This is a genomic window from Pseudomonas sp. ef1 (genome assembly GCF_007293365.2).
Taxonomy (GTDB): Bacteria; Pseudomonadota; Gammaproteobacteria; order Pseudomonadales; family Pseudomonadaceae; genus Aquipseudomonas; species Aquipseudomonas siliginis.
This window is the reverse complement of record NZ_CM129815.1, coordinates 5486744-5500636: the sequence shown is the minus strand read 5'-3', so window position 1 is coordinate 5500636 and position 13893 is coordinate 5486744. Positions and strand designations below refer to the sequence as shown.

General features: G+C 59.7%; 11 protein-coding genes. 8 read left to right on the top strand and 3 right to left on the bottom strand.

Annotated features, from left to right (window positions below; genetic code table 11):
- Positions 1-101 precede the first annotated feature (101 nt).
- The 5 genes from FEE99_RS25145 to flgE all read left to right on the top strand — a co-directional run bounded on the left by FEE99_RS25145 (position 102) and on the right by flgE (position 4267).
- Positions 102-1097 carry an IS110 family transposase gene (locus tag FEE99_RS25145; protein WP_064361053.1) on the top strand — a complete coding sequence of 332 codons (996 nt, stop codon included), beginning with the start codon at positions 102-104 and terminating at the stop codon, positions 1095-1097.
- Positions 1098-1299: 202 nt separating this feature from the next.
- Positions 1300-1710: a flagellar basal body rod protein FlgB gene (gene flgB / locus FEE99_RS25140; protein ID WP_016773613.1), complete on the top strand. Its 411-nt coding sequence runs from the start codon at positions 1300-1302 to the stop codon at positions 1708-1710.
- Between the two features lie 3 nt (positions 1711-1713).
- Entirely contained in the window at positions 1714-2157 is a 444-nt protein-coding gene (gene flgC / locus FEE99_RS25135; RefSeq protein ID WP_016773614.1) for a flagellar basal body rod protein FlgC, read from the top strand.
- Between the two features lie 15 nt (positions 2158-2172).
- Positions 2173-2901, top strand: a complete 729-nt coding sequence (gene flgD, locus FEE99_RS25130) for a flagellar hook assembly protein FlgD (RefSeq protein WP_016773615.1) — start codon at positions 2173-2175, stop codon at positions 2899-2901.
- Positions 2902-2932: 31 nt separating this feature from the next.
- Positions 2933-4267, top strand: a complete 1335-nt coding sequence (flgE, locus tag FEE99_RS25125; protein WP_041479563.1) for a flagellar hook protein FlgE — start codon at positions 2933-2935, stop codon at positions 4265-4267.
- A 1028-nt stretch (positions 4268-5295) separates the two neighbouring features.
- On the opposite strand, the gene FEE99_RS25120 is transcribed toward flgE, so the two are convergent.
- Positions 5296-8190 (bottom strand): ribonucleoside-diphosphate reductase subunit alpha, encoded by a 2895-nt coding sequence (locus tag FEE99_RS25120; protein WP_024013986.1) that lies wholly within the window; start codon positions 8188-8190, stop codon positions 5296-5298.
- Between the two features lie 858 nt (positions 8191-9048).
- Here FEE99_RS25120 and FEE99_RS25115 point away from each other — a divergent pair.
- Both FEE99_RS25115 and FEE99_RS25110 read left to right on the top strand, forming a co-directional pair.
- The gene (locus FEE99_RS25115; protein ID WP_041479565.1) at positions 9049-9771 is read left to right on the top strand and encodes a response regulator; all 723 of its coding nucleotides are present in this window, start codon (positions 9049-9051) and stop codon (positions 9769-9771) included.
- Positions 9768-11378, top strand: a complete 1611-nt coding sequence (locus tag FEE99_RS25110; RefSeq protein ID WP_041479566.1) for an ATP-binding protein — start codon at positions 9768-9770, stop codon at positions 11376-11378. Before FEE99_RS25115 ends, FEE99_RS25110 begins: the two co-directional genes overlap by 4 nt.
- 55 nt (positions 11379-11433) lie before the next feature.
- On the opposite strand, the gene FEE99_RS25105 is transcribed toward FEE99_RS25110, so the two are convergent.
- Both FEE99_RS25105 and FEE99_RS25100 read right to left on the bottom strand, forming a co-directional pair.
- Positions 11434-12159 carry a 4'-phosphopantetheinyl transferase family protein gene (locus tag FEE99_RS25105; protein ID WP_041479567.1) on the bottom strand — a complete coding sequence of 242 codons (726 nt, stop codon included), beginning with the start codon at positions 12157-12159 and terminating at the stop codon, positions 11434-11436.
- A 151-nt stretch (positions 12160-12310) separates the two neighbouring features.
- On the bottom strand, positions 12311-13102 hold the full coding sequence (locus FEE99_RS25100; RefSeq protein WP_041479568.1) for a dienelactone hydrolase family protein: 792 nt from the start codon (positions 13100-13102) through the stop codon (positions 12311-12313).
- A gap of 143 nt (positions 13103-13245) precedes the next feature.
- On the opposite strand from FEE99_RS25100, the gene FEE99_RS25095 reads away from it, so the two are divergent.
- Complete coding sequence (locus tag FEE99_RS25095; protein ID WP_041479569.1) at positions 13246-13851, top strand: membrane protein; 606 nt, start codon at positions 13246-13248, stop codon at positions 13849-13851.
- Positions 13852-13893 lie beyond the last annotated feature (42 nt).

The following is a 13893-nucleotide window of genomic DNA, read 5'->3' as shown; positions in this document are numbered from 1 at the left end:
CCGACGAGTCGGACTTCGCATTACAAGGTTGCAGTGGCATGAAGTTCGAGGTCAGGGGAACCAGGAAGCATTTTTAACTCAGTTCTCTTGGAGTTGAAAGCATGAACATGCACGTCGGCTTGGATGTGGGATCTCGCACTACAGCGATGGGCTGGCGCAATGGCGGCCGCTTTGCAGGTCAGTGCAATATCGACCAGACACCGGCGGGGCGCAAAGCTGCTGTCGGCAAATTGCTTGAGCTCAAGCCTATGTCTGTGGTGATGGAAGCCACAGGAATCTACTACCTGGACTTGGCCATGGAGCTCGCTGCGGCAGGTTTGCCAGTCTCGGTTATCAATCCGAAGAGTTTTCACAACTTTGCAAAACTGATGCTGAAAAACAGCAAAACGGACGCAATCGATGCCCAGTTATTAGCTGAGTACGGCGAACGCATGAGCCCAAGGTTGTGGACGCCGCCCACTTCAATACAGCTTGAGCTGCGCGCTATCGGTCGCCACATCAATCGTTTGACGGGTCATCGCACCCGCGCCAAAAACGAGCTGCATGCACTAAAAGCCACTCAAACAACTCTTCTGATGCTGATTGAGGACGAAGAAGAAGCCATCAACGCCTTTGACAAACGAATCGAGCGTTTCCGACTCGCTGGTCGGGCACTGATCGACAACTGCCCAACGTTGAGCGCCCAGTTCGCCCACATGATCACCGCCCCTGGCATGGGTGAGATCTCAGTATTTGCGGCGCTGGCTGAACTGACGACCTTACCGGTAACGCTCAAGTCAGCGCAGGTCAGCCGCCATGCCGGACTCGATGTCCGACTCACGCAGTCAGGCACCAGCATTGATAAACCCGGCCGGATAAGTAAGAGCGGCAATGCCTATTTGCGATCAGCGATGTACATGCCTGCGCTGACTGCCATACGTTGCGACCCGAACGTTAAAGCGTTTTACGAAGCCTTGGTGGCTCGAGGAAAGAGGAAGATGCAGGCTATCGTCGCAGTCATGCGCAAATACCTGACCGGACTATGGGCCTGCATGCGGGCAGGCGAAGACTTCAGTACAGCCAAGCTTTTTAGCGGTAAACACACCCAAAAAGCTTGACCGCGAACAGAGTATCTACAGGTTCGGTATTGGCAGGCGACAGCGGCAGAAAAGCGGCATCCGGCGGTAACCGGTTGCCGCTTTTCTGGCATTGCCGCTTTGCCTGTCAGGCGCAAAGTCCCGGAATACGGGGCTTTGTTCATTTGGCACGGCGCTTGCTAAAGCTCAGATACGAAAAACCGGTCACCTGAAGGTTCCCGACATGAGCATCAGCTTCGACAAAGCGCTGGGCATTCACGAAAAGGCATTGGGCTTCCGCGCCCAGCGTGCCGAAGTGCTGGCCAACAACATCGCCAACGCCGACACCCCGAACTACAAAGCGCGGGATCTGGATTTCTCCAAAGTGCTCGAAGCACAGACCGAGAAGACCAAGACCGGCGGCCACTTTGCCCTGAACATGACCAACAGCCGGCACATCGAGGCTGAAGGGCTGGGCAACGGCGACGAGTCGCTGATGTATCGCACGCCGATGCAGCCTTCGATCGACCAGAACACCGTTGACGCTCAACTGGAACAGTCGAACTACGCGGAAAACGCCGTCGGCTTCCAGGCCAGCTTCACCTTGCTCAACAGCAAATTCAAAGGGCTGGTGTCAGCCCTGCGCGGAGAATAATCCATGTCCCTGTCCAGCGTCTTCAACATTGCCGGCAGCGGCATGAGCGCGCAGACCACGCGTCTGAACACCGTGGCTTCGAACATCGCCAACGCCGAAACCGTTTCGTCGAGCATCGACCAGACCTACCGCGCCCGTCATCCGGTGTTCGCCACCATGTTCCAGGGCGGCCAGGCCGGCGGCAGCAATTCGCTGTTCCAGAACCAGGACGCGGCCGGGCAGGGCGTGCAGGTGCTCGGCGTCGTTGAAGATCAGAGCAACCTCGAAGCGCGCTACGAGCCGAACCATCCGGCCGCCGACGCCAAGGGCTACGTCTACTACCCGAACGTCAACGTGGTGGAAGAAATGGCTGACATGATTTCCGCGAGCCGCTCGTTCCAGACCAACGCGGAAATGATGAACACCGCCAAAACCATGATGCAGAAGGTACTGACCCTCGGTCAGTAATAAGGGGCGACTGCCATGAGCGTTACGGATACCACCAGCAGCCTGAGCATGAACGACATCCTGGCCAACTCGTCGAAGAAGGCCAGCAGCACTACGTCGGGCGGCATCGCTTCGGCGACCAACAGTGCCACCGGCGGCCAGGCGCTGGGCAAGGATGCTTTCCTGCAATTGCTGGTCACCCAGCTGAAAAACCAGAATCCGCTCGACCCGCAGGACAACAGCGCGTTCGTCGCGCAGTTGGCGCAGTTCAGCAGCCTTGAAGGCATCACCACGCTGAACTCCACTGTCAGTGGCCTTGCCGGCAACTACAACTCGTCGCAGGCGTTGCAAGCGTCGTCGCTGGTCGGTCGCAACGTGATCGTGCAGACCAACACCGCCCAGCTCGATGACCCGAGCAAAGGCCTGACCGGTTCGGTCACCGTGCCTTCGTCGATTGCCGGCGGCACCGTGACCATCACCGACAAGGACGGCAAAACCGTGCGCACCATCGACCTGGGCAGCCGCGCTGCCGGCGATGCCAGCTTCACTTGGGACGGCAAGGACACCGCCGGCACCGTGGTTCCGGTCGGCACTTACACGTTCAAGGCCAACGCACCGATCAACGGCACCGCGACCGACCTGGCGACCTACCTGCCAGCGACCGTCAACAGCGTGACGATCAGCCAGACCGGTGGCGAGCTGATGCTCAACCTGGCCGGCAAGGGCACCGTTGCCCTGTCCAAAGTACAAACCATTGGTATATAGAGCCGACTAACCCGGCACGAAGGAGTGGAACATGTCTTTTAACATCGGCCTTAGCGGTCTCTATGCCGCCAACAAACAACTCGACGTAACCGGCAACAACATCGCCAACGTCGCCACCGCCGGTTTCAAATCCTCGCGCGCAGAATTCGAAGACGTCTATTCGTCGACTCGTCTGGGCAGCGGCAGCAAAGTGATCGGCAACGGCGTGCGCTTGGCCAACGTTTCCCAGCAGTTCACCCAGGGTGACATCAACAACACTGGCAACGTGCTGGACATGGGCATCAACGGTTCCGGCTTCTTCACCATGAGCAACAACGGCTCGATCTCTTACACCCGTGCCGGTACGTTCAAGGTCGACAACGCCGGTTACATCACCAACACCGACTACACCTCGCGTCTGCAGGGTTACGGTGTGGATGCCAACGGCAAGATCATCAACGGCGTGTTGACCGATCTGAAGATCGACACTTCGAACCTGGCGCCGAAGTCGTCTTCTGCGGTGACCTCGAGCATCAACCTCAATTCGTCTTCGCCAGTGATCGTTGATACCGGCGCCAGCGCCGTCAAGTTTGATCCGTCGAAGCCTGAGACTTACACCAAGTCCTTCAGCACACCGATCTATGACACCCAGGGCAACGCCCACGTCATGGACCAGTACATGGTCAAGACTGGCGGGAACACCTGGAAGGTTTACACCCTGGTCGATGGCCGTAACCCGGACGCTACCGGCAGCAACCCTGTGACCACTGCGCCGGTTGCCTCGACATTGTCGTTCGACAGCTCCGGCAAGCTGGTTCAGGTGAGCACGCCTAACCCGGCGGATCCAGCCAACCCGATCATCAGCAGCGATCTGAAGATGACCGGCTGGGTGCCGGGCACTGTGACCAATGGCGTGTTTACGCCTAACGGCGCGGCAGCGAACCCGAATGGCGTGACCATCTCGATGGCCAACACCACTCAGTACAACGCTGATACCTCGCGTACGATCCCGACTCAGGATGGTTACGCCACTGGCCAGATCACTAACCTGACCATCGACGGTACCGGTACGCTGTTCGCCAACTTCAGCAACAACCAGAGCAAGGCGATCGGCCAGGTTGCGCTGGCCAGCTTCACCAACGAACAGGGCTTGCAGGCTGTCGGTGGCACTAGCTGGAAAGAGACTTTCGCTTCGGGTATTCCGGGCTACGACGCGCCGAAGACCGGTACGTTGGGTGAGGTGGTGTCCAACTCGCTGGAAGAGTCGAACGTTAACCTGACCAATGAGCTGGTTGATCTGATCAAGGGTCAGAGCAACTATCAGGCGAACGCCAAGACCATTTCGACTCAGAGCACGATCATGCAGACCATTATTCAGATGACCTGATTCGGGTTTCTGACTGGTTTTTTTGGGCCCCTCGGTTTTGAGGGGCTTTTTTTTGGGGGCCGTGGCGGCCTTTGGGCCGACCAGGTTCTTGGGGTTTTGGGGGTATATCCGTTTTTTGCGGTGCTGCGGCTGGCGGTTTCGCCCTTACGGCGACTCACTTTTTTTACAAACGCCTAAAAAAAGTAAGCAAAAAAACGCTTGCTCCTGCGTTCGGCCCTCGCAGGCTCGGGTTCCTTCGCTGCGGGATCGATCCGGGCGCAGCGGCTCCGGTTTGCTTCGCTGCACCTACACTCGCTGTGTTTGGCTGCGCCAAACGGTCGCTGCGCTCCCACCCCCGGATCAATCCCTCCGCTCAGCCTTCCGACGTCGCCGGTGGATCAAGATCAAGAGCACTCGAGCTTGCGCTCATTGTTGAGTGGGGCGGCTTTGCCGCGGGCAGCTGCGCTGCTTTGCCTTTTTGTGGGAGCGAGCTTGCTCGCGAAGGCGGCCTGTCAGCCGACCTGTTCTTGAAGTGGTACCCAATCCAACTGTAGGAGCTGCCGAAGGCCGCGATCTTTTGATCTGGCTTTTGCTTTTGCTTTTGCTTTTGCTCTGGCTTTTGATCCGGCTCTTGATCTTTTGCCCCTTCGGCAGGCTTCGTTACGGGATCGATCCGGGGGTGGGAGCGCAGCGACCGTACGACGCAGTCGTACACAGCGAGTGTAGGTGCAGCGAAGCCAACCGGAGCCGCTGCGCCCGGATCGGTCCCGTAACGAAGGTACCCCGAGCCCCAGCGAGCGGGCCGTACGCCGGGGCAAAGCCTTTTGGGTTACCTTTTTGGCGTCTGAAAAAGGTGACTCGCTGTAAGAGCGAAACCGCCAGCCGCAGCACCGAGAAAACGGATATTCACCCAAAGCCCAAGAGCCTGGTCGGCCCAGAGGCCGCCAAGGCCGCCAAAAAACAAAACCCCCAACAAACCTGAAGTCTGTCGGGGGTTTTCTTTTGTCTCGAGATCCCAGGCGTCTCGCAACGCCTGATCTCAGCTCAGCTTATTGGCAAGCTTCGCAATCCGGCTCGTCGATCGCGCAGGCCTTTGGCACTGGCGCCGGACCTGCCGGAGCGGCCAGAACCGAATCGTCGCCGTGGTTGCCGCCGCTGGAAACAGCGTTCAGCTTACCGGTGTTGATGGTCGACTTCTCGGTGCTGGTCGCGGCCAGGGCACGGAGGTAGTAAGTGGTTTTCAGACCACGGTACCAGGCCATGCGGTAGGTCACGTCAAGCTTCTTGCCCGATGCGCCGGCGATGTACAGGTTCAGCGACTGGGCCTGGTCGATCCACTTCTGACGACGGCTGGCGGCGTCAACGATCCACTTGGTGTCCACTTCGAACGCGGTCGCGTAGAGCTCTTTGAGTTCTTGCGGGATGCGCTCGATCTGCTGCACCGAACCGTCGTAGTACTTCAGGTCGTTGATCATGACCGAGTCCCACAGACCGCGAGCCTTCAGGTCGCGAACCAGGTACGGGTTGATCACGGTGAATTCGCCCGACAGGTTCGATTTCACGTACAGGTTCTGGTAGGTCGGTTCGATCGACTGCGAAACGCCAGTGATGTTGGCGATGGTCGCGGTCGGTGCGATGGCCATGATGTTCGAGTTACGGATGCCTTTCTGTACACGGGCGCGAACCGGTGCCCAGTCAAGGGTTTCCTTCAGGTCGACATCGATGTACTTCTCGCCGCGCTGTTCGATCAGGATCTGTTGCGAATCCAGCGGCAGGATGCCCTTGGACCACAGCGAACCGTTGAACGTCTCGTAGGCGCCGCGCTCGTCGGCCAGGTCGCAGGAAGCCTGGATCGCGTAGTAGCTGACCGCTTCCATCGACTTGTCGGCGAACTCGACGGCAGCGTCGGAGCCGTAGGCGATGTGCTGCAGGTACAGAGCGTCCTGGAAGCCCATGATGCCCAGACCGACCGGGCGGTGGCGGAAGTTGGAGTTCTTCGCTTGCGGCACCGAGTAGTAGTTGATGTCGATCACGTTATCGAGCATGCGCACGGCGGTGTTCACGGTGCGTTGCAGCTTGGCGGTATCGAGCTTGCCGTCGACGATGTGGTTCGGCAGGTTGATCGAGCCCAGGTTGCAAACGGCGATCTCGTCCTTGTTGGTGTTCAAGGTGATCTCGGTGCACAGGTTCGAGCTGTGGACCACGCCGACGTGCTGCTGCGGGCTGCGCAGGTTGCACGGGTCCTTGAAAGTCAGCCATGGGTGGCCGGTTTCGAACAGCATGGAGAGCATCTTGCGCCACAGGTCTTTGGCCTGGATGGTCTTGAACAGCTTGACCTTGCCCGGGTACTCGGTCAGCGCTTCGTAGTACTCGTAGCGCTCTTCGAAGGCTTTACCGGTCAGGTCGTGCAGGTCCGGTACTTCGGATGGCGAGAACAGGGTCCACTTGCCGTCATCGAAGACGCGCTTCATGAACAGGTCAGGGATCCAGTTGGCGGTGTTCATGTCGTGGGTACGACGACGATCGTCACCGGTGTTCTTGCGCAGCTCGATGAACTCTTCGATGTCCATGTGCCAGGTTTCCAGGTAGGCACACACAGCGCCTTTGCGCTTGCCACCCTGGTTCACGGCCACAGCGGTGTCGTTCACTACTTTGAGGAACGGCACAACGCCTTGCGACTTGCCGTTGGTGCCCTTGATGTACGAACCCAGCGCACGCACCGGCGTCCAGTCGTTGCCCAGACCGCCGGCAAATTTCGACAGCATGGCGTTGTCGTGGATCGCGTGATAGATGCCCGACAGGTCATCCGGCACGGTGGTCAGGTAGCAGCTCGACAGCTGTGGACGCAGGGTACCGGCGTTGAACAGGGTCGGGGTCGAAGCCATGTAGTCGAACGAGGACAGCAGGTTGTAGAACTCGATCGCACGGTCTTCTTTCTGCTTCTCTTCGATCGCAAGGCCCATGGCCACGCGCATGAAGAAGATCTGCGGCAGTTCGAAACGCACGCCATCCTTGTGGATGAAGTAGCGGTCGTACAGGGTCTGCAGGCCCAGGTAAGTGAATTGCTGATCGCGCTCGTGGTTGATCGCCTTGCCCAGTTTTTCCAGGTCGAAGGTGGCCAGCACAGGGTTCAGCAGTTCGAACTCGATACCTTTGGCGATGTAGGCCGGCAGTGCCTTGGCGTACAGGTCGGCCATTTCGTGATGGGTGGCGCTTTCGGCGACTTCGAGGAAGTTCAGGCCTTCGGCACGCAGGGTGTCCATCAGCAGGCGGGCGGTGACGAACGAGTAGTTCGGCTCGCGCTCGACCAGAGTACGGGCGGTCATCACCAGGGCGGTGTTGACGTCGGTCAGGGCCACGCCGTCATACAGGTTCTTCAGGGTTTCGCGCTGGATCAGGTCGCCGTCGACTTCTTCCAGACCTTCGCACGCTTCGGTGACGATGGTGTTCAGGCGGCCCATGTCCAGAGGCGCGAGGCTGCCATCGGCGCGGGTGATGCGGATCGACGGGTGAGCGTTGACCGCAGCTTCGGCCGGAGCGTGGGCAGCGCGCTCTTTCGAACGGCCGTCACGGTAGATCACGTAGTCGCGTGCAACTTTCTGCTCGCCGGCACGCATCAGGGCCAGTTCGACCTGGTCCTGGATTTCTTCGATGTGGATGGTGCCGCCCGATGGCATGCGACGCTTGAAGGTCGCAGTGACCTGCTCGGTCAGGCGCGCAACGGTATCGTGGATTCGCGACGAAGCGGCAGCGGTGCCGCCTTCAACTGCGAGGAACGCTTTGGTGATAGCGACGGTGATCTTGTCATCGGTGTAAGGAACGACAGTGCCATTACGCTTGATCACGCGCAGTTGGCCAGGCGCGGTGGCTGCCAGATCCGAAGTCGAATCGGCGGCCTGCGGCAAGGTGCCCTGCGGGTTCTCGCGAGTTGTGTCGGTTTGCATGGGGGGTGGTCTCCACATTCTCTATGTTTGTTTGGCACCGTCATGGTGCTCACCGTTCTGTACCGAAGCACTGCAACCGACGGGCGTCGGCATTACAAACTTCGGAACAGTAGGAAAAAGGCTGCAACGCCGCATCCTTGCCGAAGTTTTGGTTACGAGCCGAAGCTCGCCACCGGATTCCTTCGCGGGTGGCAGTCATGACTGCAACACCCATACCGTTTTGTCCGTTTCGGACCAAATAAAACGGTGCCATCCGCCAGTGCGGTTTGGGCTTGAAAAAACTCGCTTGTTCTACCGGAAACCGGCCATAAAGCGCTTGAGTTTCAGGTCTGAAATGTGGTTGGGCGTTTTAGGTGAAAACCCTATATGTAGGGTCTCCGTTTTCGCCGTGCTACAAGATAATGCGTTTCAGGGGGGATTGCAACGTACTACCTGTGGATAAGCCTGTGCGTAATTTGTGTAAGAAACAGGGAAAACGCGTGTAGGCCGCGAACCTGCTGAGCCAGACCGTTTGTCACTGTTTTTTTGCCTGGAAAAACGCTTCAGCGGTTTTTTAAGGGCGCGAACCCTATCACAGAATTCCGCCTTGTCCGAACGCATTTACCGACTTGTTTTCCGGGTGATCGGCGTTTATACAATCGCTGGGCGCATGAGCATTTTTATCCTCCCGAAACATGACAGATGATCGGGAGATATACGCAGGATTGTGGGAGCGAGCCTGCTCGCGAATCGGTTGACCACTGAGCATTCAGGTTGAAGCAACAGACGCTTTCGCGAGCAGGCTCGCTCCCACAGGTTTTGTCCGTGTCAGGCGATTGTCTTTCTTCTTTTAATAAAAACAGCATGCAGAGGTCACCGGTGGAGCAACAAACCTGGCAGGTATTGATCGTCGAGGATGACCAGCGACTGGCCGAGCTCACCCGCGATTACCTGCAAGCCAATGGCCTGCGCGTAGAGATCGAAGGCAACGGTGCGCTGGCGGCGGCGCGGATCATCAAGGAGCAGCCGGATCTGGTGATCCTCGATCTGATGCTGCCCGGCGAAGATGGCCTGAGCATCTGCCGCAAGGTGCGCAGTCAGTACGACGGGCCGATCCTGATGCTCACCGCGCGCACCGATGACGCTGATCAGATCCACGGCCTCGACCTCGGTGCCGACGACTACGTGTGCAAACCGGTACGTCCGCGCTTGTTGCTGGCGCGCATCCAGGCGTTGCTGCGCCGCAGTGACACACCGGAACCGGTCGCGGAAAAAGCCCGGCGTTTGCAATTCGGTCCACTGGTGGTCGACAACGCGTTACGCGAAGCCTGGCTGAGCGACAACGGCATCGAGCTGACCAGCGCCGAGTTCGACCTGCTCTGGCTGCTGGTGTCCAACGCCGGACGGATTCTTTCCCGGGAAGAAATCTTCACTGCATTGCGCGGCATCGGCTATGACGGCCAGGACCGCTCGATCGACGTGCGCATCTCGCGCATCCGCCCGAAAATCGGCGACGACCCCGATCATCCGCGCCTGATCAAGACCATTCGCAGCAAAGGCTATCTGTTCGTCCCGGAAGCCTGCGCAGACCTGGCGCTGTGAATTCGATCTTCCTGCGCATCTATGGCGGCATGTGCGCCGCGCTGATTCTGGTGGCGGTGCTCGGCGTGCTGGCGCTGAACCTGCTCAATCAGGTGCGCAGCGAGCAATATCGCGAACGCTTGGCCCACGGCACCTTCTCGCTGATGGCCGACAATCTGCAACCGATGAACCAGACCGAACGCCATCGCGCGTTGCTGGTGTGGGAGCGGCTGCTCGGTATACCGCTGACGCTGAAGAAATTCTCTGAAACCGACCTCGATCTGGCCCAGCGCACCCGTGTCCTGCGCGGTCAGGCGCTGGTCGAGCAGACCGGGCCGCATGCCGCCAAGGTCTATCGGCTGATCAGCGAAAAAGAGCAGCTTGTACTGGTAGGAGAGGTGCAGCAGATCAGCGAGCAACTGGCTAGGGCGACTATTTACCTGCTGGCCGATGAACTGGTGCGGGTGCCGGTGGGTGAGCAGCCCAAACGTCTGGCGCAGATAAAGCAGGAAAAGGGCTTCGGCTTCGATCTGCGTCTGGTCACGGTAAATGACGCCGACATGGACGAAGACCAGAGTCGCCGCGTGGCCGAGGGCGATACGGTGATGGCGCTGGGCAAGGGCGGCGATTCGATCCGCGTGTTCGCCGGCATGGTCGGTACGCCGTGGGTGCTGGAAATTGGCCCGCTGTACCAGATGAATCCGTACCCGCCGGAATGGTTGGTGCTGATTGCTGCGCTCGGTCTGACGCTGATCGGTCTTATCGTTTATCTGCTGGTGCGTCAGCTTGAGCGACGTTTGCGCGGCCTCGAAGCGGCGGCCACGCGAATTGCCAAGGGCAGCCTGGAAACTCGTGTGCCGGCGCGCGGTGCCGACTCTGTCGGGCGGCTTGCGTCGGCGTTCAATGGCATGGCTGAGCACTTGCAGCAGCTGCTGGCGATCCAGCGTGAACTGGTGCGCGCGGTATCCCATGAGCTGCGCACGCCGGTGGCGCGGCTGCGTTTCGGTCTGGAGATGATCGGTACGGCGACCACCCCGCAGGCACTGGAGAAATACCGCGAAGGCATGGATCACGACATTGAAGACCTCGATAAGCTGGTCGACGAAATGCTCACCTATGCACGACTGGAGCAAGGCTCACCGGCGCTGACCTTCCAGCGCATCGACCTGGATGCGCTGGTCAATCAGGTGATCGCAGAATTGGCGCCGCTGCGCGCCGAGGTCACGGTGCAGCGCGGTTTGTGTCTTTCATCTGCCGACAATGACGGCGCCTGGGTCGAGGCCGAACCGCGTTATCTGCACCGAGCGCTGCAGAATCTGGTGGGCAACGCGATGCGCCATGCGCATTCGCAGGTGACGGTGAGTTATCAGGTCGGCCAGTTGCGCTGCCGGATCGACGTCGAGGATGACGGGCCGGGCGTGCCGGAAGTGGCTTGGGAGCGGATCTTCACGCCGTTTCTGCGCCTCGACGATAGCCGCACGCGGGCGTCGGGCGGGCATGGTCTGGGACTGTCGATTGTGCGGCGGATCATTCACTGGCACGACGGCCGCGCGATCATTGGCAAGAGCAAGAGCCTGGGTGGGGCGTGTTTCAGTCTGAGTTGGCCGAGGAATCAGGAGCGCCGGTAGGGTGTGTGGTGGCAGGGCTTGCCAGCGATGAGGACCATGCAGGCAATGCAAAAAGTCAGGCAGGAATGCTGACCAGACTCAACAACTGCCCATCCTGCACTCCGAACTGCGCCTCCAGCTCCGATCCGTTGCGCCATTCGCTGGACAGATCCGTCAACAACCGCAGCCTGACCTGTCCCGCCTCAGTCCATTCCAGCACTTCGGCATGCTCGAAATAAAAGCGCTGCTGCACGATCGGGTACAGCGCCTTGAACAAACTCTCTTTCACCGAAAACGTCAGGGTCACCCGCAGCGCCAGTTGCTCCTGCGAGCCTGCCGCCATGCGCTGCATTTCCGCCGGGGTGAGAATTTCCCCGGCCAGACGTTCGGCGCGCTCATGGCTCAACAGGTTTTCCAGATCCATGCCCAAGCCGCGCCAGTGCTGCTTGTTGGCAACAATCGCCGCCGCACGGCCGGTGCTGTGAGTGATCGAACCGCAGATATGCGCCGGCCACACCGGGGCGCGGTCTTCGCCGATCGGCGGGACGATATACAGACCTTCGAGTTGTTGCAGCGCGGCCCGGGCGCAGATGCGTCCAGCGAGAAACTCGGCCTGGCGCTTGGCCACCGAGCGCTGAATGCTCGGCGGCGCCAACACAGCGCTGCGCTGAAAATCATCGCCAAGCAGGCGTGCCGGGTCGAAGTGAGTACTGAGCAGCACGGTATCGGCCAATACCGTCGGCAACGGCCAGTGGCTGTCGAGCGCAGTGCAGCAGGCGGGCAGGGCGGGGGTGAAGTTCATGGCGGGCATTTTGCCGGTTAGTCGGGGCGAGGTCGAGATCGGCGGTGAAGCCTTCGCGAGCAGGCTCGCTCCCACAAGGGATCTTCTGCGCGGCAGATATCCAGTGTGGGAGCGAGCCTGCTCGCGAAAGCCGCGCCTCGGCGTTACTGACTCAACCGAAAATCTTCTTGAAGAACGCCTGCATATCCGCCCACGACTTCTCGTCCGCCGCCTTGTTGTAACCAATGTCCGGCCCGCCATGCTCGCCATGGCTCAAACGATCGGCATCCGGATTGCTGAAGCCATGCTTGGCGCCATCCAGACTGACGAACTGGTAGTCCGCCCCGGCCTTGTCCATCTCTGACTTGAAGGCGGTGACGTGGTCCTGAGTGACCATGCTGTCCAGCGCACCGTGCTCGACGAGGATTTTCGCCTTCACACTGCCCGGAGTCGCCGGGGTCTTGGTTGCCAGCGCGCCATGGAAACTCACCACGCCGGCCAGCGGCACACCCTGACGCGCCGCATTCAGCACCACGGCGCCACCGAAGCAATAGCCGATGGCGGCGATCCGGTTCGGGTCGGTCTGCTTTTGCTTCTTCAACAGATCGAGCCCGGCGGCGAAGCGTTTACTGGCGGCATCGGCGTCCTTGGTCGCTGCCTGCATGAAGGCCATGGCGTCTTTCGGGTGCTCGGTGTTCCTGCCTTCGCCATACATGTCGATGGCCAGCGCGCTGTAGCCGAGTTCGGCGAGATCCCGCGCGCGGCGCTTGGCGTAATCGTTCAGCCCCCACCATTCGTGGACCACGACAACGCCGGGGCGTGGGCCTTTGATCGCGTCGTCATAGGCGTAGTAACCGATCAGCTGACTGCCGTCGGCGCTTTGGTAGGGGATTTCTTCAGTCTTGATCGCAGCCTGGGTGAGGCTGCTGACCGCCAGCAAAGTGAGGGCGAGGAACAGGCGCATGGTCGGATCTCCTTATTGAAAGTGGTCAGAACAGCCTAGTCGATCCGGTTCAGGTCAGGTTCAGAGACGGTTCAGGGGCCGTACAGGGGCGGCTCAGTAACCTAGCGCCATACCCAAACAGCACTGTGAAAGAGGAAATACCCATGACTCGTTTAAACAAATTGCTGCTGGCTTTTACCCTGTTAGGCTCCAGCATCGCGGCGAATGCCGACGACACCAGCAACTTCGCCGGCCTGACATTCGGCCAGACCAGCGACAAGATCGACAAGTCCCACGCGCTCAACAACAACCTCGGCAACCCCAACGTCACTGGGGCCATCGACGGCAACAACACCTACGGCATGCGCCTCGGTCAGCAAAACAGCCAGGGCCGCTACTACGCCACCTACGACAACGTTTCCGGCTCGCACAATGGCGTTAAACTGCGCCAGGAAAATCTGCTCGGCAGCTATGACCTGTTCTACCCGGTGGGCGGCAGCACCAAATTGTTCGGCGGCGCCACGGCCGGTCTGACCAAACTGACGCAGGATTCGCCCGGCTTCAGCCGTGACAGCGACATCGGTTACGCCATCGGTGGCCAGGTCGGTGTGTTGCAGCAAGTTTCGCAGAACACCTCGGTTGAACTCGGTTACCGTTACCTGCGCAGCAACGCCAGCACCGAAATGAAAGAGAGCGGCGGCAGCAAACAGGGCTCGCTGGACTTGACCAGCAGCGCGCAGACCTACCTGTCGGCCAACTACTATTTCTAAGCGGTTGTCGCAGTTTGAAGTGTGGGAGCGAGCCTGCTCGCG